Genomic DNA, 19897 nt, shown 5'->3' with positions numbered 1-19897 from the left:
CGAGGGCCGGTAAGTTGATTCATCGATTGCCGACCGGGGGGTGTCACTGTCCGTGGACGACGAGGATTTCGGTAGCGACCGAGACCCGTTGCTGGTGCGTCCCTTCCTGGCGCAGGACGACGCGCCCGGGGAGCACACCACCTCGGCAGCTACCTGGCCGGCCGGGTCGGCGTCGGATTCGGCGACGCAGGTGTTGCCGGTGTTCTCCGGCGGTGCCGCGACGGTGGCGAAACCCCGGCCGGGGAAGCGACGGACTCTGCTGGTTGCCGGCGTGGGTGCGGGGGTCGTCACGGTGCTCGCCGTCGCGGGGTACACGGCGTTGCGGCCCGATCGGGACGCCTCGTTCTCCGCGGGTCTTCCGGGGCCGTCGTTCCCCGTGGTGACCGGTCCGCCCAGCGCGGCCGCTTCGACCGAGACCGGTGTTGCCGACGAGACGGTCGGTGGCGGCGGCGACAGTGACACGGGCGGCGGTTCGACGCCGGGACGGACGAGCGCGACGACTACGCCGACGGCCGCGGCGCCGTCCAGTGCGGGTACGGCGGGGACGGTGAGCACAACCGCGCCCGGGTCGGCCGCGCCGAGCGGAACCACCGCGCAGCCGAACGCACCGGCGCTGGCACCGCCCCCGCCCAAGGTCGGCACCGGCACGCTGGTCAGCGGGAACGGACTGTGCCTGGACCTGACGAACGCGATCCCGGTCGACGACAACCTCATCCAGGTCTACGACTGCAATCGGTCGATCGCGCAGGTGTGGACGCTCGCCGACGACGGGACGCTGCGCGTGATGGGCAAGTGCGCGCTGCTCGTCGGGGACGACACCGTGCACCTGACCGGGTGCGACGGGCGTACTACCGCGCAGTGGCGGGTCGGTACCGGGCGGGAGTTGATCAGTGCGGCGAACGACCGGTGCCTGACCGATCCGTCCGAGGGCGCTCGACCCGGCACCCGCGTTCTGGTCGTCAAGTGCACCGGCCGCTCCAACCAGGCCTGGTCGTTGAAGTGACAGCCACACCTGGTCGACGAAGTGACAGCTACGCCCGGTCGACGAAGTGACAGCCACGCCCGGTCGACGAGGAGACAGATCAGCACGGACCGGTTGATCTCCGCGTCGAGCGGCAACTCGGCGGCGACCCCGACGACCAGGAACCACCGTCCGGCGATGTAGACGTGCCCGCCCGCGGCTGTGATTCCGAGGCGCCGGGCCGCGGTCGAGCCGTTGTGCTGTTTCGCCTGCGCCGGCTCGGCGTCGGAGATCGGCGGCGGGTTGCCCTTGCCGCACGCGGCGAGCGCCGGCGCCACCACGATGATCACTGCGAGTTTCCTCATGCGGCCGAGCATCGGCGGTCACCGGTTTCCGAACGGTCACCTGTGCATCGAGGCGCCTTTGAAGATCTTGTCGACGGCGTTCCGCGGCCCGTGGACGGCGAGCCCGACCAGGTCCAGCTCGGCGGTCGGCACCGCACGGACGGCCGCGCGGTTCGCCGCGTCGTGGCCGGTCGCGAAGAGATCCGACGTGAAGATCGACATCCGTACGCCCCGGCTGAGTCCCCGGGTGTGGGCCGCGGTCAGCAGTTCCTTGCCGCCTTCGAAGACCAGCACGGGCTGGCGGAACATCGGCAGGTACTCGACGTCGCCGCCGTCGACGTAGGTCTCGCCGAGCGTCTCCGGCTCGGCCGCCGCCAGCCCCGAGACGAGGAAAGCGGTGACGTTCAGGCGCTGCCAGACGAGCAGATCGTCCCGCAGCAGGACGGCGATCTTGGTGGTGAATCCGGTCATGGCTACTATCGTCGACCGGCTGCTACCTGCGGGTCTTGTACGATTTTGACGTGCCACCGGCCCCGACGATCCACGCGTGGCGACCCCCGCTGGACGGCGTCGTCGAGGTGCTGCACGCCCGTTTCCCGTCGCACGCCTACCCGATGCACGCGCACGACGCGTGGACGTTGCTGCTGGTCGACGACGGTGCGGTGCGCTATGACCTGGACCGGCACGAGCGCGGCGCGTTCGGCGAGCTCGTCACGCTGCTCCCGCCGAAGGTTCCGCACAACGGCACCGGCGCCAACGGGCACGGTTTCCGCAAACGGGTCCTCTACCTCGCGCCCGAGCAGTTGCCGGAACGGCTGATCGGCGCTTCGGTGGACGCTCCCGCGCTGATCGATCCGGGCTTGCATCGGATGATCTCGACGGTGCACCGGCTGCTGCGCTACCCCGGCGACTCGCCGATGGCGAACGAGTTGCTGGCGGTGTCGCTGGAGCGCCTGCGCGTCCGGCTGGCCGCCCATCCCGTCCCGGCGCCGGACTCCTCGGCCGCGCGAACGTTACGTGACCTGCTCGAAGCTCACCTCGTGCAAGGCATGTCGCTGGCTGACGCGTCGTCGCGGTTGCATTTCGCCCCGGCCCATCTGGTCCGGTCGTTCCGCCGCGAATACGGCATGACCCCACACCAGTACGTCATCTCCCGCCGAGTCGACCTCGCCCGCCGCCTGATCGTTTCCGGCCACTCGTTGCCGTCGGTGGCGCTGCAGAGCGGCTTCTACGACCAGCCGCACCTGATCCGTCACTTCAAGCGCATCCTCGGCACCACCCCCAAGACCTTCCAAACCCCTCTTCCCGTACGCCCATAGCTCGCGCCCGTCCCAGTCCGCAACCTCGGTCGCCGGCTGGCTCTCACCGTGGTCATTCGTGCCTCATGAACGGTGAGAGCCAGCCGGAAGAGCGCGCCGCGCGACCCTCACGAGCACCGCGAGACCCGCACGAGCGCCGGATGGGCGCCGCGCGAGACCCACCCGGCTGCGGGGCGCGACCGAACAAGCCGAGCGCCACCCCGGGCACCGGCCGCGCATCAGCCTCCCGGCGTCGCCCTCGACCGGCACCGGGCTGATCACGCTCGGTGAGCCACCGTTCCGGCCACCACTGTCAGCGGGACTGCGGATTCGGCGAACTCGTCCGGGTCGGCGGTCAACGGGTCCAGCTCGAAGACCGACAGGTCGGCCCGGCACCCGACCCCGATCCGGCCGGCGTCCGGCTGACCGGCGGCGGCCGCGGCCTGCGTCGTGTATCCCTCCAGCGCCATCCGCGCGGTCAGCGCCTGCTCCGGCAGCACCGGCGGGGTCGTCGGCGAGCCCGCGGGCCGTCGCAGCCGGGCTGCGGCCAGGATGCCGCGCGGGTCGAACGGCGCGATCGGCCAGTCCGACCCGAGTGCCAGCCGAGCCCCGTTTTCTCGCAGGTCACGAGCCCGGAAGGCACGGTCGGCCCGGAGTTTGCCGAGCCGCCGCGACCAGTTGTCGCTGTGGTCGGCCCGCGTGTAGTGCGTGCAGTGTGTCGGCTGCATGCTGGCGGTCACGTCCAGCTGCGCGAACCGTCCGATCAGGTCGCACGGCATCGTCTCGAGGTGTTCGATGCGGTGCGGCACGCGCATCCGGGGCAGGGCCGCGAACGTGTCGAGGACGTAGCGGATCCCGGCGTCCCCGATCGCGTGCGTCACGATCGGCACGCCGTGACCGGCCAGGTATCCGGCGGCCGCCGCGTACTCCGCCGGGTCGGGCCAGAAGCACGCCGTCGACTCGCCGTGCGTGTCGGGTTCGTCGAGCCAGGCCGTCCCTCCGTCCACCGTCCCGTCGATCATGAACTTGGCGCCTTCGACCTGCCAGCGCCGCCCGCGCAGCCGCTGTTTCTCCACGACTTCGGGCAGCGCGGCCCCGGGCATCACGAACGGCGCGCACCGCCACCGCACCGGCAGTTCCCCGTCCGCCTCCAGCGCACGGAACAGGTCGAGCGAGTCCTCCTCGAAGTCCATCGCGTTCGCACCGGTCAGCCCGCACGCCGCCATGCGCGCCATCAGCTCCCGCAGCCGCGCACACCGGTCGGCGAACGCGTCCCCGGGCAGAATCCCGCGCACCAGCTCGACCGCTTCGAGCTCCAGCAGATGCCCGGTAGGCCTCCCCTCACCATCACAGACGACGCTCGCGCCGGACCCGAACGAGCGCGGCCCGGTGATCCCCGCCACCTCCAGCGCCCGCGGGCTGACCAGCGCGGAATGCGCGTCGAACATCCGCAGGAAGACCGGCACGTCCGGCCCCACCGCCTCGACCACCGGCGCGGACGTGACCGGCGCCCCGCCGAACGCATTCGGGTCGAGCCCCCACCCTTCGAGCCAGCCGCTGCCCCGGGCCGCTCTCAGGACCAACTTCAGATCCGAGAGAGTGCGTACGCCGGAGAGGTCCACTCCGCGCGTCAATCCGATCCCCATCACGGGGTGGGCGTGCCCGTCCACGAGTCCGGGAGTGATCGTGGCAGCACCCAGGTCGAGCACCTCGGTGTGCGGCCCGCGCCAGTCACGGGCGGCGGCCCGGTCGCCGGCGGCGACGATGCGTCCACCGGCGACGGCGAGTGCAGTCGGTTGTGGACCGGAGCCCATCGTGTGGATCCGGTCCGCCATCAGGATCAGGTCGGCGCTGGTCATGCCGAGCACCCCTCACGGACGGTAGCCATAGGATTACTTCTTCCATGACTACCGTCCGTGGCGCAGTCGGGTTCAGTCCTGCGGGTGCCGACCTGGCACGAAATGTGAATTCGGTGCGGACGCCACGGCCGTACCCCCATCGGGTTCTTCAGGGTGTTGAAGGGATCATCCAGCCGAGCACCGGCGTGCCCTGAAGGGTCACCAGGATGCACATGACGAGCAGCAGAACCGCACTCCAGAGCACCACTTTGCGGAAGATGTCGCCCTCGCGCCCGGCCATGCCGACCGCGCCGGCCGCGATGGCCAGGTTCTGCGGACTGATCATCTTGCCGAGCACGCCGCCGGACGAGTTCGCCGCGGCGAGCAGCACCGGATCCAGGCCGGCCTTCGCGGCGGTCTGCACCTGCAGGGCTCCGAAGAGCGCGTTCGACGAGGTATCAGAACCGGTCACGGCGACGCCGATCCAGCCGAGGATCGAGGAAAGGAAGAGGAAGACGCTGCCGGCCGTGGCGAGGAACGCGCCGAGCGTGTTCGTCTGGCCGGACTGGTTGAGCACGTAGGCGAGCGCGAGCACGGCCATCACGGTGACGATCGGTTGCCGCAATTCGGCATATGTCCGCCCGCAGGCCCGCAGCGCCGCGCCGGGGCGGATCCGCAGGACAACAGCGGTCAGCACGCCCGCGATGACCATCAGCGTCCCGGCCGCCGGCAGCCACCCGAACGTGAAGTTCGTCGATGTCAGCGGCTTCCCGTTCGCGCCGAGCACGTCCAGACCGGGCCACTTGACGACGACAGTCCAGGGTTCGTGCGCGAGTGCGTCCTTGACCGGCCCCAGGTTGGCGATCGCAAAAATCACGATAATTATCGCGTACGGGGCATAAGCGCGAACAACCTCAGCCGGAGCGTCCCGCCGCACGGCCGTCGTCGCGCCCGCACCGGCGGTCGGCGCGACCGGTGCAACCGCGGGACCGGACGGCGCCTCCGTGGCCAGCGCAAGATCAGGCGTCTCCACCGGCTGCCACACGCGCAGCAGCAGGACCACCGCCGCAGCCGCCGCCAGCGAGGCGATGATGTCCGTCAACGGCACCGAGATGTAGTTCGACGCCACGAACTGCGCCGCCCCGAACACGAACCCCGCCACGACCGCGGCCGGCCACGTCTGCCTCACCCCCCGACGCCCGTCCACCACCGCGACCAGCACGAGCGGCACGACCACGGCCAGGATCGGCGTCTGCCGCCCGACCATCGCCCCGAGCGTGTCGGCGTTCAGCCGCGGGTCGCTCGCCGCCCCCGCGGTCACCGTCCCGAGCGTGGTGATCGGCGTGGCCAGGGCTCCGAACGCGACCGGCGCGGTATTCGCGATCAGCGCCACCGAAGCGGCCCGCACCGGGGGGAACCCGAGCGCCATCAGCATCACCACGGTCACCGCGACCGGCGTCCCGAACCCGGCGAGTGCCTCGAGCAGCGCCCCGAAACAGAACGCCACGATGATCGCCTGGATCCGCAGGTCCGGGCTGACCCGTTCCATCGACCGCCGCAGCACGTCGAAGTGCCCGCTCACGACGGTCAGGTTGTAGACCCAGATCGCGTTGATCACGATCCACAGGATCGGGAAGAACCCGAACGCCGCGCCCTCGGAAGCGGACAGCAGCGCCTGCCCGACCGGCATCGAGTACACGGTGACGGCCACGATCAGCGCCACCCCGAGCGAGATCACACCGGCCAGCCAGGCCCGGACCCGGAACACCCCGAGCAGCAGGAACAGCGTCAGCAGCGACAGAACCGCGAAGATCGCCGACAGCGCCACGGAGTCCGCGACGGGATCGGTCACGATCTGGAACTGTTCCGCGAGGACAAGATCCGCCATGGCAGCCATCCAGGAACGTCGATCACTTTCCCCGCAATGTAATCGCAAACCTCCCGCGAGGAAACCGCCCACCGGAGAACAGCGCGAGGTCCCGGCCGGTTCTGACCGGCAAGCGCGAGCAGCACTACGGCCCGGTGCACCCGAGGGTTACGGACGACACGCCACAGCGGGTGCTCAGCCGAAAGGGGTGACATCCCCCTGACGCATGGCCTGCCAGATGCGGTCGGCGGTGAACGGCAGCTCGGTCATCCGGAGGCCGATGGCGTCGCGCAGGGCGTTGGCCAGGGCCGGGGCGACCGGGTTGTACGGGCTCTCGCTCATCGACTTGGCGCCGAGCGGCCCGATCGCGTCGCGGGTGGAGGCGAAGTGGACCTCGGTGAACGGCGTGTCGGCGTATGTCGGAAGGTGGTATTGCCGGAACGTCGTCGTGGTCACCTCCCCGGTCGCGTCGAGGTCGACGTGCTCGCTGAGGGTCGCGCCGAGCGCCTGCGCCACCCCGCCCTCGATCTGCCCGCGCAGCTGGAGCGGGTTCATGACCGTCCCGGCGTCGGCGCTGTGCACGCTGCGCAGGATCCGCAGTTCACCGGTGGCCGGGTCGACCGCGACGCGGAACCACTGCGCGTTGAACGCCACCGACCGCGGCGTCCCGTCGAAGTGCCCGTGGCCGATATCGCCGCCCGACGACCGCAGTGCGCGCGCCGCCCGCAGCACCGCCTCCCCGGCGACGACGACTCCCGTCGACGCGAAAGCCCCGGTGTCGTGGCGCACCACATCGGTGTCGGACTGCCGGATCACGATCTTGTCGGGTGTGGTCCCGAGCTCGTCCGCGGCGATCTGCGCGTGAACGGTCGTGCTCCCGTTCCCGAACTCCGCGGTTCCCACCGACAGCTCGAACCGCCCCGAACCCAGCGCCCGGATCGACGCATCGGCGAAGTGCCCACCGGGCGGGCCCGCGGCGATCATCGCGATCGCCATCCCCTCCCCGACGAGCCACCCGTCGGGTGCTGTGTCCGCGAGGTCATGGCAGGCCCGCATCCGCTCCAAGCACTGGTCGAGCCCGTAGGACCCGATCCCCAGGTCGTCCACGTGATCCCCGGGAGCCGTCAGATCATCCCCGTCCCGGACCACGTTCAGCTCGCGGAACGAAACCGCGTCCATACCGATCCTGCGCGACAGCTCGTCCAGGACGGACTCGACGGCGAAGGTCACCTGCCCCAGCCCGTACCCTCGAAATGCCCCTGCCGGCACGGTGTTGGTATAGACGGTATGCGCATCTGTCCGCATGTTTCCGCACTTGTAGACCGCCACCGACTCGTGACACCCGTGGAACATCACCGATGCCCCGTGGTTCCCGTAAGCCCCGGTGTCCACCAGCACGGACAGCTGCAACCCGGTAAGCACCCCGTCCCGCCGGGCCCCGGCCTTGACCGTCACCACGAACGGATGCCGGGTGGTGGCCCCGAAGAACTGCTCCGACCGGGTGAACTCCCACTTCACCGGCCGCCCGGTCCGCAGAACCGCCAACGCCACCAGATCCTCGGCAAGCATCTCCTGCTTGCCGCCGAACCCTCCCCCGACCCGCCCGGCCAGCACCCGAACCCGGTCGAGGGGCAGGTCATAGAGCGAAGCCACCGCCCGCCGGGTCAGGAAGGGAGTCTGCGTCGAAGACCGGATGACGAGCCGCCCGTCCTCGTCCAGCCACCCCACCGCCCCGTGCGTCTCCAGCGCCGCATGCTGCACCCGCCCGGTCCGGAACGTCGCCTCGAAGATCTCGTCCGCCGCCGCGAACCCGGCCTCGACGTCCCCGAGCGACGCGTGCAACTCCCCCACCACGTTCCGGTCCTGCTTGTCCCCGTGCACCAGCGGCGCCTCCGCGGCCAGCGCCGCCACCGGGTCGAGCACGGCCGGCAGGATCTCGTACTCCACGTGCAGCCGCCGGCAGCCTTCTTCCGCTGCCGCCTCACTGTCGGCCACGACCGCCGCCACCCGCTGCCCGATGAACCGGACCACGTCGTCGAGCACGCGAGTGTCCGCCGGGTCCTCGGCCACGTTCTCGTGCTGCGCGGTGGAGAACAGCCGGTCCGGCGAGTCCTTGTGGGTGAGGATCAGTTCGACGCCCGGTACCCGCAGAGCGGCCGCGGTCTCCACGGAGACGATCCGGGCATGCGCGTACGGCGATCGCAGCACCTTGAGATGCAGCACCCCCGGCACGTCCACGTCGAAGGTGTACCGCGCGCTCCCGGTCACGACCTGCGGCCCGGCCGGGGCGCCGAGCGCCGCACCGACCGCCGGGCCGAACGGGTCCACGTTGCACGTCCCGGCGACGGCGTCCCCGATCGCGCGGTACCCGGTGCACCGGCACAGGTTGCCTTTCAACGATCGGGGCAGGTCAGCGCGCTGCTCGTCGGTGAGCGCGGCGGTCGTCATGACCAGACCGGCCGTACAGAATCCGCATTGGAAGCCCTGTGCCTCCAGGAACGCCTTCTGGGTCGGATGCAGCTCACCGGACGGGGAGGCCAGGCCCTCGATCGTCGTCACTCGGCGGCCCTCGGCGCGGAACGCGGGGTAGACGCACGAGTGCACGGGCTCCCCGTCGACGTGCACGGTGCACGCCCCGCAGTCCCCGGCGTCGCACCCCTTCTTGACCCCGAGACAGCCCTCCTCCCGCAGGTAGGTCCGCAGGCACTGGCCGGGCCGCGGCGCCCGCTCGTGGGCCGTTCCGTTGATCTCCACGCTCATGTGCTCAGCTCCGTCCTGATCTGCTCGGCGTAGTACCTGGTCAGATGCGCACGCCAGGCGGGCCGCCCGTGCACGTCGTCGACGAGATCCGCCGCGGTGATCGCGTCCAGCGCCGCCGCGACCTCCTCCGGCGAAGGGAACCGGGCGAACCGGAAGACCCACGGTCGCCAGGTCGCCGCGGTCACGGTCAGCGTCAGCCCACCGTCAGGATCACGAACCCCGATCAGCAGTACGGCGGAACGCCCGTGCCGGTGCAGCGACCCGCGCCGGAACGCGGTCCTCGAGGTCAGCGCGGGCAGGCGCACGGACCGCAGCAACTCCCCGTCCCGCAGCACGGTTCGCCCCTCGCCGGTAACGAACTCGGCGACCGGCACCTCGCGGGACGACGACGGGCCGAGGATCGTGCACACCCCGCCGAGCGCCGCGCCGAGCGAGATCATCGGCCCGGCCGGCAGTGCCGCGCAGAGGTTGCCGCCCACGGTCGCGACGTTCCAGATCTTGAACGACGCCAGGAACGAGTGGCAGCACCGGGCTACGACGTCGTACGCGCCGAGGGTCTGGAAAAGCGTGGCGATGGTGCACGTCGCCGCGATCTCCACTCCGTCGTCACGCACGGTGATGGGTGACCAGCCCGCGGACGGGAGGTCGAGGAGCCGGGAGATCGACGGACGTGGTTCGCTGAAGAGCGCTGTCCCCCCGCCCAGCCAGGCGTCCCCGGGGCGCCACATGCCGGGCGCGGCCGAGCGGACCACTGCGGTGACCGTGTGCAGATCCACGATCGCACGCTACGCGCCGTGTGTTTCCGGTCGAGGCGTTCTTTCGCGTCGTCGAGACGTGGGACCTTCCGCGGCCCGCGCTCGGGACCTTTGGCCCTGATCGAAAGGTACTTGCTGGTCAAGGCTCGGATCGACGTTGCGGAAAGGATCTCAGGTGGATTCGCTCGACCTCTCGCGGTGGCAGTTCGGCATCACCACCGTGTACCACTTCATCTTCGTTCCGATAACGATCGGACTTTCGGCCCTCGTGGCCGGTCTCCAGACGGCCTGGGTCCGGACCGGCAAGGAGCACTACCTGCGGGCCACCAAGTTCTGGGGCAAGCTGTTCCTGATCAACTTCGCGATCGGTGTCGTCACCGGCATCGTGCAGGAGTTCCAGTTCGGCATGAACTGGTCGAACTACTCGCGGTTCGTCGGGGACATCTTCGGCGCGCCGCTCGCGATGGAGGGCCTGCTCGCGTTCTTCCTGGAATCCACGTTCCTCGGCCTGTGGATCTTCGGCTGGGACCGCCTGCCGAAGAAGCTGCACCTGGCCACGATCTGGACGGCGTCGATCGGCACGATGCTGTCGGCCTACTTCATCCTGGCCGCCAACTCCTGGATGCAGCACCCGGTCGGCTGGAGGATGGGTGACGGCCGGGCCGAGCTGACCAGCATCGGCGCGGTGCTGACCCAGAAGACCACGCTGGTCACGGTCCCGCACACGCTGACCGCCTGCTTCCTCACCGCCGGCGCGCTGCTGCTCGCGGTCTCGGCCTGGCACCTGCGCAAGGGCAACCAGGAGGAGGTCTTCCGGCCGTCGCTGCGGCTGGGCGCCTGGGTGGTGCTGATCGCCGGGGTCGGCGTGCTGATCACCGGTGACGTGCAGGCGCGGGTGATGACCGAGCAGCAGCCGATGAAGATGGCCGCGGCCGAGGCGCTCTACCGCAACACCGAGTCGGCGTCCTTCTCGGTCTTCACGATCGGCTCGCTCGACGGCAAGGAGGAGGTCTGGAGCGTACGGATCCCGTCGCTCCTCTCGTTCATGGCCACCGGCAGCCCGTCCGGCGAGGTCGAGGGCATCAACGACGTGCAGGCGCAGTACGAGCAGAAGTACGGCGAGGGCGACTACACCCCGATCGTCCCGATCACCTACTGGTCGTTCCGTCTGATGATCGGCTTCGGCGGGCTCGCCATGCTGGTCGCCCTGGCCGCGCTCTGGTTCAACCGCGGCGAGCGCCGGGCGCGCGGCCGCTGGCTGTGGATCGCCGGGATCGGCACGGTCGCGATGCCGCTGCTGGCCAACTCGTTCGGCTGGATCTTCACCGAGATGGGCCGCCAGCCGTGGACGGTCTTCGGCCTGTTCAAGACGTCCGAGTCAGGATCACCGTCGGTCTCCACGAGCGAGGCCGCCACGGGTCTGATCGTGCTGACCGTGCTCTACGGGATCCTTGCGGTGATCGAGGTCGGACTGTTCCTGAAGTACGCCCGCGCCGGAGCCCCGGACATCCCTGTCGAGAACGAGGCCGACGACCGGCCGCTGGCCTTCGCGTACTGAGGAAATCATGGATCTCACCACTGTCTGGTTCCTGCTGATCGCCGTGCTCTGGGCCGGCTACTTCCTCCTCGAGGGCTTCGACTTCGGCGTCGGCATCCTGCTCCCGTTCGTCGGCAGGGACGACCGCTCCCGCCGCCTCGCGATCAACACGATCGGCCCGGTCTGGGACGGCAACGAGGTGTGGCTGCTGGTCGCCGGCGGTGCCACCTTCGCCGCCTTCCCCGAGTGGTACGCCACCCTGTTCAGCGGCTTCTTCCTGCCCCTGCTGATCATCCTGGTCGCGCTGATCGTCCGCGGTCTCGCCTTCGAGTACCGCGGCAAGCGCGACGGCGCCGTGTGGAAGAAGCGCTGGGACACGGCGATCTTCACGTGCAGCCTGATCCCGGCGATCCTCTGGGGTGTCGCGTTCGGCAACATCCTGCGCGGCGTGCCGATCGACGCGAACCACGAGTACGCAGGCGGATTCTTCAACCTGCTCAACCCGTACGCGCTGCTCGGCGGCCTGACCACGCTCGTGCTGTTCACCCTGCACGGCGCGGTGTTCCTGGCCCTGAAGACGGACGGGCCGATGCGCGAGCAGGCCGGCCGGATCGCCGAGACGACGGCGCTGGTCGCGGTGCCGATCGCGGCCGGGTTCCTGATCTGGACCGGGTTCGCGCACACCGACGTCTGGGGCATCGCGCTCTCCGCCCTCGCCGCGGTCGCGCTGGTCACGGCGATCCCGCTGACCCGGGCCGGCCGCGAGGGCTGGGCGTTCACGGCCACCGCGGCGACCCTGCTGCTGGCCGTCGCCGCGCTGTTCGTGACGCTCTTCCCGAACGTGATGCCGTCGACGCTCGACCCGGCGTTCAGCCTGACCGTGCACAACGCGTCCTCGACGCCGTACACGCTGAAGGTGATGACCTGGGTGGCGGTCTTCTTCACCCCGATCGTCCTGCTCTACCAGGGCTGGACCTACTGGATCTTCCGCAAACGCCTCAAGCTCAGTGACATCCCCGCATGAAACCGATCAACCCCAAACTACTGGCGTACGGCCGGAGCACCCGGCCGTACCTGGTGGCGACCGTCGCCCTCGGGGCGGTCCACGCCGCTCTGCTGGTAGCCCAGGCCACCCTCCTGGCGAACGCGATCACCGCGGTCTTCCTGCACGGCGACGACCCGTCGTGGCTGCTGCTCGCGCTGGTGATCGCGGCCCGGGCCGGGGTGGCCTGGCTGCAGGAGCTGGCGTCGGCCCGCTCGGCGGCCGCGGTCAAGAGCGAGCTGCGCGGCAAACTCGTCGCGCAGCTCGCCGCGCTCGGCCCGGGCCGGCAGCGCCCCGCCGGTGAGGTCGCGGCCCTGGTCACGCACGGTCTGGACGCGCTCGACGACTACTTCGCGAAGTACCTCCCGCAGCTCGTCCTGGCCCTGCTCGTCCCCGCCATCGTGCTGACCCGCCTGCTGCCCGCCGACCTGACCGCGACCGTCACGATCGCCGTCACCCTGCCGCTGATCCCGCTGTTCATGGCCCTGATCGGGATGCACACCGAGGCGCAGAACCGCCGCCAGTTCCGGCTGCTGGCCCGCCTGTCCCACCACTTCCTCGACGTGGTCGCCGGGCTGCCCACCCTCAAGCTGCTCGGACGGGCGAAAGCGCAGGCCGGGATCATCCGGCGGATCAGCGCCGAGCAGCGGGCCGAGACCATGCGCACGCTGCGGACCGCGTTCCTCTCCTCACTGGTCCTCGAACTGCTCGCCACGCTGTCGGTGGCGCTGGTCGCGGTCGGCATCGGGCTGCGCCTGGTCGCCGGCCACCTCGACCTGGAGACCGCGCTGCTGGTGCTGATCCTGGCGCCGGAGGCGTACCGGCCGCTGCGCGAGGTCGGCGCGAACTACCACGCCAGCGCCGAAGGGCTGGCCGCCGCCGAGGAGGCCTTCGCGATCCTGGACACGCCCGTGCCGCCCGCCGGGACCCGCCTGCCGGTCTCCGGGCCGATCGTCTTCGACGACGTCGAGGTCCGCTACCCCGGGCGCGCCGAACCCGCCCTGCGCCTGACCGCGACGGTCGAACCCGGGGAGATCGTGGCGCTGACCGGGCCGTCCGGCTGCGGGAAGTCCACCGCGCTGTCCGTGCTGCTGGGGTTCGTCACGCCGGTGTCCGGGCAGGTCACGGTCGGGGGCATTCCGCTCGGCGAACTCGACCCGGGCGTCTGGCGGCGGTGGATCGCCTGGGTCCCGCAGCGCCCCCACCTGCTCGCCGCCAGCCTGCGCGACAACATCACGCTCGGGCTCCCCACCTCCGCGAACGCCGCCGCGCCCTCCTCCGCGCCTTCTCCTGACGCGGCGGTGTCTCCTGACGCGGCGCCCTTTCACGCCGCGGCTTCGGCGGCCGGCGTGGCCGAGTTCGTGGCCGGTCTACCGGACGGTTACGACACGCTCCTCGGCGACGCGGGGACCGGGCTCTCCGCGGGTCAGCGGCAGCGGGTCGCGCTCGCCCGGGCGTTCCTGCGGGACGCACCGATCGTGCTGCTCGACGAACCGACCGCCAACCTCGACGAGGTCACCGCGGCCGAGGTGATGACGTCCATCCGCGAGCTGGCCCGGGGCCGGACCGTGCTGATGGCGGCCCACCGGCCGGAACTGATCAGTCTCGCCGACCGGGTGATCACGGTCGGCCGCATTCCCGCGGGGTGTTCATGACGACGGACGGGCTCACGGCGTACCGAACGATTCGCCCTCTGGGTGTGCGGTTTTTCCTCGCCGTGCTGGCGGGAGCGGGTGCGGCGGGCTCGGCGGTGGCGCTCACCGCGGTCAGCGCGTGGCTGATCTCGCGGGCCGCGCTGCACCCGCCGATCCTGCACCTGATGGTCGCGATCGTCGCGGTCCGCGCATGCGGCCTGGGGCGGGGCGTGCTGCGCTACCTGGAACGGCTGCTCGGCCACGACGCCGCCTTCCGAGTGCTCGGCGACGTGCGGGTCCGGCTCTACCGGCGGCTGGAGGTGCTCGCCCCGGCCGGGCTCGCCGACTTCCGCCGCGCTGACCTGGCCCGGCGGCTCGCCTCCGACGTCGACGCGGTGCTCGACCTGGTCACGCGGGTGCTGCTGCCCTACGCCGTGGCCGCCGTCACCGGGCTCGCCTCGGTACTCGTGATCGGCGCGCTGGTCCCGGTCGCCGGACTGGCCCTCGCGCTCGCGCTGCTGGTCGTCGCGGTGATCGTGCCCCTGCTGCAGCGCGCGGCGGCCCGCCGGGCGGACGGGCGGCTCGCCCCGCTGCGCGCCGGACTCGCCACCGGAGTCGTCGACCTCGTGCACGGGATGCCCGATCTGATCGCCGGCGAGGCCGTCGACCGCCACCGCGCGCAGCTGGCCGACCTGGACCGGCAGCTGACCGCGGCCTCGAAGAGGTCCGCCGCGACCGCCGGCCTCGGTTCCGCCGTGACCGTTCTGTGCACCGGGATCGCCGTGCTGGCCGGGCTGCTCGCCGGGGCGGCCGCCGTCCGCGCCGGCACCCTCCCCGGGGAACTGCTGGCCCTCGTCGTGCTCACTCCCCTGGCGGTCTTCGAGATCGCCGGGCCGTTGCCGGCCGCCGCCCAGCGCTGGGCCAGCGTCCGCGAGTCCCTGCGCCGCCTCACCGAACTCTGGTCGGTCCCCCTCCCGGCCGGCTCCCGGGGGTGCGGCGAAGAGCTCGAAGCAACCCCGAAGACCAGCCGAGTCCCGGCGCCGCCCCGCATGCCCGGCACGGTCGCGGCCGGGCCCCGGAAGTCCGGCAATCGCCGGGAGGCACAGTGGGGAGCCGGCCGGGGGCTGGGGCAGGGACAGGACGGGACGGTTACGGCGGTTGAGAGCGCCGCTGCGGCATCAGCGCCGCCGATCGGGGGCGGAGTCCCGGAACTGCGCCTGGAGGGCGTGACGGCGGCCTGGACGCGCGGACGCACCGCCGTCGAGGACGTCGAGCTGACACTCGCGCCCGGCGAACGCGTCGCTCTCGTCGGGCCGAGCGGCTCCGGCAAGAGCACGATCGCCGCGCTGCTGGTCCGCTTCCTCGACCCGGTCGCCGGACGGATCACGCTCGACGGGGCGGATCTGCGGACGGTGCCGGCTGATCGCGTACGGGAAATCGTGGGTTATCTGCCGGAGGACGCCTACCTCTTCGACACCACGATCGGCGCGAACCTGCGGATCGCCCGGCCGGCCGCCACCGACGCCGAGCTGCTCGCCGCACTGGACCGGGCGCGCCTGCTCGACTGGGTGCGGACCCTGCCGGACGGGCTGGACACGCTGGTCGGCGAGCACGGCCTGGCGCTCTCCGGCGGGCAGCGGCGGCGGCTCGCGCTGGCCCGGCTGCTGCTCACCGACGCGCGGGTGCTGATCCTCGACGAGCCGGGCGAGCACCTGGACGACGAGACCGCGGGGGCGCTGGTCCGCGACCTGCTGGGGGCGGCGGACGGGCGTACCGTCCTCTTGATCACCCACCGCACGGCCGACCTGGACGGATTGCGGGTGGTCAGGATGCCGGGACGGGCACCGCGACCGGCGCCGGCACCGCGGGCAGCGTGACCGTGAACGTGCTGCCCCGGCCGACCACCGACTGCACGGCGATCCCGCCGCCGTGGTCGCGCACGATGTCCCGGACGATCGCCAGGCCCAGCCCGGGTCCCTGAACTGCCTGGTCCATCGCGTTCCCGGCCCGGTGGAAGGGCGTGAACAGCCCGGGCACGTCCTCCGCCGGGATCCCGATGCCGGTGTCGGTGACCACGATCGTCGCCGTCTGCCCGTCCGCGGCGCAGCTCCAGGCCACGCTGCCACCGGCCGGGGTGAACTTGATCGCGTTCTCCAGCAGCTTGCGCAGCGCGCGTTGCAGCTGGGCCCGGTCGCCGCGGACCCAGGACGGCTCGGCGTCGAACGTGACCGCCAGCTCCTTGGCGTGCGCGGCCGCGATCAGCTCACCCTGCACGGTGGTGGCGAGCGCGGCCAGGTCGAGCGGCTCGGTCACCGCCTCGGCGGCGGTCGCCGGGCGGTCGAGCAGCAGCAGGTCGTTGATGGTGTCCTGCAGCCGGTGCGCGTTGCGCAGGATCGCGGTCAGCGACCGGGTCTGCATCGGCGTCAGTTCCTCGTCCTCGTCGACGAGCATCTCGGTGTAGCCGAGAATGCTGGTCAGCGGCGTGCGCAGCTCGTGCGTGACGGTCTGGATGAAGACGTCCTTGCGCTGGTCCAGCATTCGCAGCTCGCTGATCAGCAGCTCCTGCTGGACGCGGATGCTGCGCTGGCGCAGCGCCCGTTCGATCTCCCGGGCCACGCCGGCCAGCAGCCGGTGCTCGGGGTCGGTGAAGCCGGGCAGGAACTCACGCACGACCAGCAGGTATCCGCCCGGGCACTCGCTGTCGCCGCCGATCGCGACGGCCAGCCCGCCGCCGCACGGGATCGGCCGGCCGGGCGGCACGGTGGCCAGCTCGGCGGTGATCGCCGGGTCCGGGTCGGGGGCGTCCTCCGGCCAGCGCATGCCGATCTGCCCGGCACCGGGCACGAACAGGTCGCCGTGGACCGCGTCGGCCGCGAGCGCGCCGCCGATCCGGGTCACCACCCGATGCCCGATGGCCGGCGGGTCGGCGTCCTCCTGCTGCAGCTCGCCGACGACCGCCTGGCACAACCACGCGCGGGCGGTCCGGGCCTGCTCGGCGGCGATGAGTTCCGCGGTCTGCGCCGCCAGATCATTCAAAGCCTCGATTACGGTACGGAGCTCCGCCGCGCCCGCCGTCTCGGCCCGCGCCGAGAGGTCCCCGCCGGTGAGGCGCCGGATCGTGTCGCCGAGCCGGGCGAGCGGCCCCAGCAGTTCCCGCCGGCTGACCCGGACCAGCAGGTAACCGGCGCCGAGCACGGCCAGCACCAGCGCGGCCGAGACGACCCCGAGGAGCCGTTCGGTACGCCGGGTGACGGCGGTCTCGGCGCGCAGCTCCGCGAGGATCGCGTCGTCGACGGCGGCGTTGAGCGCGCGGACCCGGTCGAAGAGCTGCTTGCCGAGCGCGCTGCGGGTGTCCGTGCCGTCCGGCCGACCGGCCACGACCGGTTCGGCGTACTGGCCGAGCCAGTCCTGGACCGCCTGCCGCTCGGCCTCGATCAGCTCGCGGGCCTGCGGGTCCCGGCTCTGCAGCCCGGCCCGGGCGAGCGCGGTGATCGCGGCGCGGCGGCCGGTGTCGTACGGGTCGAGGAACAGCTGTTCGCCGGTGAGCTGGTAGCCGCGGATCCCGGTCTCGGCGTCGGTCATCCGCTGCAGAGCGTGCTGGTTGGCCTCCCGGGCCGCGCCGATCCGGGCGGCGGTCCGCTGATGTCCGTCGCGCACCCGGGCGCCGACCCCGAACTGCACCGCGAGGAATGCCGTGAACAGCACCAGGAGGGCGGCAAAGCCCAGGTTGAGCCGCCGCTGCAGCCTCATCGGCCGAGCTCCTCGAGACGGGTCATGCTCCTCACATCGGCAGGCTCCCGGCCGGAGATGAGTCGGACTACCCATTCGGTGGAGGAGAACATCAGCCGGATCACCGAGGAAGACTGTGAAAACGGCCGGTGAAAGCGGTTACTGAGAGATCTCTGAACTTCGTTACCGATCCGTGACCAACAATGCCTCGTATACCTGTGGTTACCGCCACACCGTTGAACCCGGGTCGATTGTCGGGTTTATAGCCGGAATTCCGGACACCCCCGGTCGGATCCTCACGCTGAGTGACCAGAATCGAGTGATGCGGGTTACTGACTAGTAGCTCCGGCCCTTGTAGTCACCGTGCAGGAGCGGCAACATTTCCCGAACGTTACGACGACGGCATCGACTCGCCTCACTGTTGACGGTTGGCAGAAGTGTCGCCCGTCGATGCGAGCCATCGACAGTGTGATCGGCTGAGCCGTCATCTCTTCTATAGGAGGATCCGTGGAGGATTCGCAGAGCGCTCCGGCCGCCGGACGCACCAACTGGCGCCGGTTCGCCGTCGCGGCGGGGGTTCCCGCCGCTGTGGCGGGCGGCCTGGTTGTCGCACTGAGCACCGGTGCTCTGGCCGCGAACATCACCGTGTCGGGCACGCAGTTCAAGCTGACGGCGGACCACCTCGAGGGCACTGGCTTCACCCAGTACAGCGGTGCGCTGAACGGCACCATCCCGTCGGCCATGTCCGGCATCAACCACGCCGACCTGTACAACCTGTGCCAGTCGGTGAACGCCGGTCCGATCACTCTCAAGATCACGGCCGCCACGGACGCCAAGTTCGACGCCTCGAACCCCTCGGGCTCCGCGGCCAACGCCGTGCAGGCCGACGACCTGCTGATCGGCATGTCGGAGCTGGGCGGTGACGCCACCTTCAAGAACATCCAGATCGGTGTCGACGCCTCGACCCTCAACGCCGACGGTGCGGCTACGCACGGCGAGAAGGGCGGCTTCGGCCAGCAGGCTTCCGGCGTCAGCATCGACAACTTGAAGCAGCGGGCGTACCTGACCACCGCCTCCAGCTTCAAGCTCAAGGGCATGAGCCTCAAGCTGCTGCTCGGCAGCGGCAACGAGTGCTTCTGATCCAGTTCTGCCGGGGCTCGTGGAGCTGACCTCCACGGGCCCCACCCTTTGTGAGCCGTGGCAAGAGATCTACTGGAGGAACGAGTGGCAACGGACGACTTCTGGGGCAAGTTCCGCCGCTGGCGGCGGGGCCGGCCGTTCTGGGGTGGCCTGTTCCTTTTACTGTCCGGCCTGTTCCTGCTCCTGAGCTCCAACCTGTCGGTCTTCACCGACATGACGGTGGAGATCCACATCGGCCCGCAGGGCTTCCTGTCCTACGTGCTGCCCGTCCTGATGTTCGTCGCCGGCATCCTGGTCTGGGTCACGCCCGTCCAGCGCCTCTTCTACGGCATCATCGGCCTGCTGACCGCGCTCTACTCGTTCATCGGCCTGAACTTCGGTGGCTGGGGCCTCGGCATGATCTTCGGGATCGTCGGTGGCGCCCTCGCGGTCTCCTGGGCACCGCCCCCGACCACGCCCGGCACCCCGACGCACGACGCGCCCGACGTCTCCGGCCCGCCGCGGTACTCGCCGCCGGCGAACGGTCAGCCGCAGGCCGGGCCGGGTGAGACCACGCAGGTGATCCAGGTCGCCGGGCACGACGACCGCCCGCACCAGCCCGCTCCCGCGGTCAGCGACCCGAGCATCCTGCCCGGTTTCGAGGGGCCGCGCAGCGCGGCCCCGGCCGAGCCCGAGGGCCCGCGTGAGGACCTGCCCGGCCCGCGCCGCGGGCTCAACCGCAAGGCGCTCGCCATCATCATGGTGCCGGCCTTCGTGGGCGGCACGTTTCTGATCGGCAGCCGCCTCCCGGCCAGCGCCGACGACGAGTGCCCGGCCGGCCTGCCGTCGATCACCACCTCCGTCACCTCGAAGTCCGCGGGCGCCTCGGCGTGCGCGGCCGCCCCCGGGGGGGGCGGGGGCCCCGCGGCCCCCCCCCCCCCCGCCCCGGGCCCGCCCGGGCCCGCCCCCCGCCCCCCCACCCCCCCCGGCCCCCACCCCCCGCCCGCCGCCCC

The 19897-nt window shown here is 71.2% G+C and carries 14 protein-coding genes; 8 read left to right on the top strand and 6 right to left on the bottom strand.

From position 1 onward, the window contains the following. Positions 1–52 precede the first annotated feature (52 nt). On the top strand, positions 53–1003 hold the full coding sequence (locus ACH442_RS12910; protein WP_396338150.1) for a ricin-type beta-trefoil lectin domain protein: 951 nt from the start codon (positions 53–55) through the stop codon (positions 1001–1003). A 359-nt stretch (positions 1004–1362) separates the two neighbouring features. Here ACH442_RS12910 and ACH442_RS12905 read toward each other — a convergent pair whose 3' ends face one another. Beyond that, a complete protein-coding gene (locus ACH442_RS12905; RefSeq protein ID WP_396338149.1) occupies positions 1363–1776 on the bottom strand; it encodes a DUF2000 family protein in 414 nt (137 codons plus the stop codon). A gap of 50 nt (positions 1777–1826) precedes the next feature. Between ACH442_RS12905 and ACH442_RS12900 the strand changes: the two genes are divergently transcribed. Beyond that, on the top strand, positions 1827–2624 hold the full coding sequence (locus ACH442_RS12900) for an AraC family transcriptional regulator (RefSeq protein ID WP_396338148.1): 798 nt from the start codon (positions 1827–1829) through the stop codon (positions 2622–2624). A 257-nt stretch (positions 2625–2881) separates the two neighbouring features. Here ACH442_RS12900 and ACH442_RS12895 read toward each other — a convergent pair whose 3' ends face one another. The 4 genes from ACH442_RS12895 to ACH442_RS12880 all read right to left on the bottom strand — a co-directional run bounded on the left by ACH442_RS12895 (position 2882) and on the right by ACH442_RS12880 (position 9844). Beyond that, a complete protein-coding gene (locus ACH442_RS12895) occupies positions 2882–4462 on the bottom strand; it encodes an amidohydrolase (RefSeq protein WP_396338147.1) in 1581 nt (526 codons plus the stop codon). A 148-nt stretch (positions 4463–4610) separates the two neighbouring features. Further along, a complete protein-coding gene (locus ACH442_RS12890; protein WP_396338146.1) occupies positions 4611–6338 on the bottom strand; it encodes an L-lactate permease in 1728 nt (575 codons plus the stop codon). Between the two features lie 165 nt (positions 6339–6503). After that, on the bottom strand, positions 6504–9068 hold the full coding sequence (locus ACH442_RS12885; protein ID WP_396338145.1) for a molybdopterin-dependent oxidoreductase: 2565 nt from the start codon (positions 9066–9068) through the stop codon (positions 6504–6506). Beyond that, positions 9065–9844 (bottom strand): FAD binding domain-containing protein, encoded by a 780-nt coding sequence (locus ACH442_RS12880; RefSeq protein WP_396338144.1) that lies wholly within the window; start codon positions 9842–9844, stop codon positions 9065–9067. Before ACH442_RS12880 ends, ACH442_RS12885 begins: the two co-directional genes overlap by 4 nt. A 154-nt stretch (positions 9845–9998) precedes the next feature. Here ACH442_RS12880 and ACH442_RS12875 point away from each other — a divergent pair, with 154 nt between their 5' ends. From ACH442_RS12875 to ACH442_RS12860, 4 genes are read left to right on the top strand one after another with little or no spacing between them, the layout of a single operon-like run. Further along, entirely contained in the window at positions 9999–11381 is a 1383-nt protein-coding gene (locus ACH442_RS12875) for a cytochrome ubiquinol oxidase subunit I (RefSeq protein ID WP_396338143.1), read from the top strand. 7 nt (positions 11382–11388) lie between these two features. Beyond that, complete coding sequence (gene cydB / locus ACH442_RS12870; protein WP_396338142.1) at positions 11389–12384, top strand: cytochrome d ubiquinol oxidase subunit II; 996 nt, start codon at positions 11389–11391, stop codon at positions 12382–12384. Further along, positions 12381–14057, top strand: coding sequence for a thiol reductant ABC exporter subunit CydD (gene cydD / locus ACH442_RS12865; protein WP_396338141.1), 1677 nt, complete (start codon positions 12381–12383; stop codon positions 14055–14057). The genes cydB and cydD overlap by 4 nt, the downstream gene beginning before the upstream one ends. Before the next feature lie 44 nt (positions 14058–14101). Then, a complete protein-coding gene (locus ACH442_RS12860; protein WP_396338140.1) occupies positions 14102–15913 on the top strand; it encodes an amino acid ABC transporter ATP-binding/permease protein in 1812 nt (603 codons plus the stop codon). Here ACH442_RS12860 and ACH442_RS12855 read toward each other — a convergent pair. Continuing rightward, on the bottom strand, positions 15861–17786 hold the full coding sequence (locus tag ACH442_RS12855) for an ATP-binding protein (RefSeq protein ID WP_396338139.1): 1926 nt from the start codon (positions 17784–17786) through the stop codon (positions 15861–15863). The genes ACH442_RS12860 and ACH442_RS12855 overlap by 53 nt on opposite strands. Before the next feature lie 486 nt (positions 17787–18272). Here ACH442_RS12855 and ACH442_RS12850 point away from each other — a divergent pair, with 486 nt between their 5' ends. Then, complete coding sequence (locus ACH442_RS12850; protein WP_396338138.1) at positions 18273–18905, top strand: DUF6230 family protein; 633 nt, start codon at positions 18273–18275, stop codon at positions 18903–18905. Between the two features lie 84 nt (positions 18906–18989). Next, on the top strand, positions 18990–19897 hold a 908-nt coding region (locus ACH442_RS12845; RefSeq protein ID WP_396338137.1), incomplete at its 3' end, for a DUF6114 domain-containing protein.

The sequence above is a fragment of the Actinoplanes sp. NPDC020271 genome (assembly GCF_044388125.1).
Lineage (GTDB): Bacteria > Actinomycetota > Actinomycetes > Mycobacteriales > Micromonosporaceae > Actinoplanes.
The sequence above is the reverse complement of the archived record's forward strand: the minus strand, read 5'-3'. Positions and strand labels throughout refer to the sequence as shown.

What these genes read in the sequence shown, in the direction of transcription:
- ACH442_RS12905 (WP_396338149.1), bottom strand. Translation starts at nt 1,776, where the DNA reads ATGACCGGATTCACCACCAAGATCGCCGTCCTGCTGCGGGACGATCTG.
- ACH442_RS12895 (WP_396338147.1), bottom strand. Translation starts at nt 4,462, where the DNA reads ATGACCAGCGCCGACCTGATCCTGATGGCGGACCGGATCCACACGATG.
- ACH442_RS12890 (WP_396338146.1), bottom strand. Translation starts at nt 6,338, where the DNA reads ATGGCTGCCATGGCGGATCTTGTCCTCGCGGAACAGTTCCAGATCGTG.
- ACH442_RS12885 (WP_396338145.1), bottom strand. Translation starts at nt 9,068, where the DNA reads ATGAGCGTGGAGATCAACGGAACGGCCCACGAGCGGGCGCCGCGGCCC.
- cydB (WP_396338142.1), top strand. Translation starts at nt 11,389, where the DNA reads ATGGATCTCACCACTGTCTGGTTCCTGCTGATCGCCGTGCTCTGGGCC.
- cydD (WP_396338141.1), top strand. Translation starts at nt 12,381, where the DNA reads ATGAAACCGATCAACCCCAAACTACTGGCGTACGGCCGGAGCACCCGG.
- ACH442_RS12855 (WP_396338139.1), bottom strand. Translation starts at nt 17,786, where the DNA reads ATGAGGCTGCAGCGGCGGCTCAACCTGGGCTTTGCCGCCCTCCTGGTG.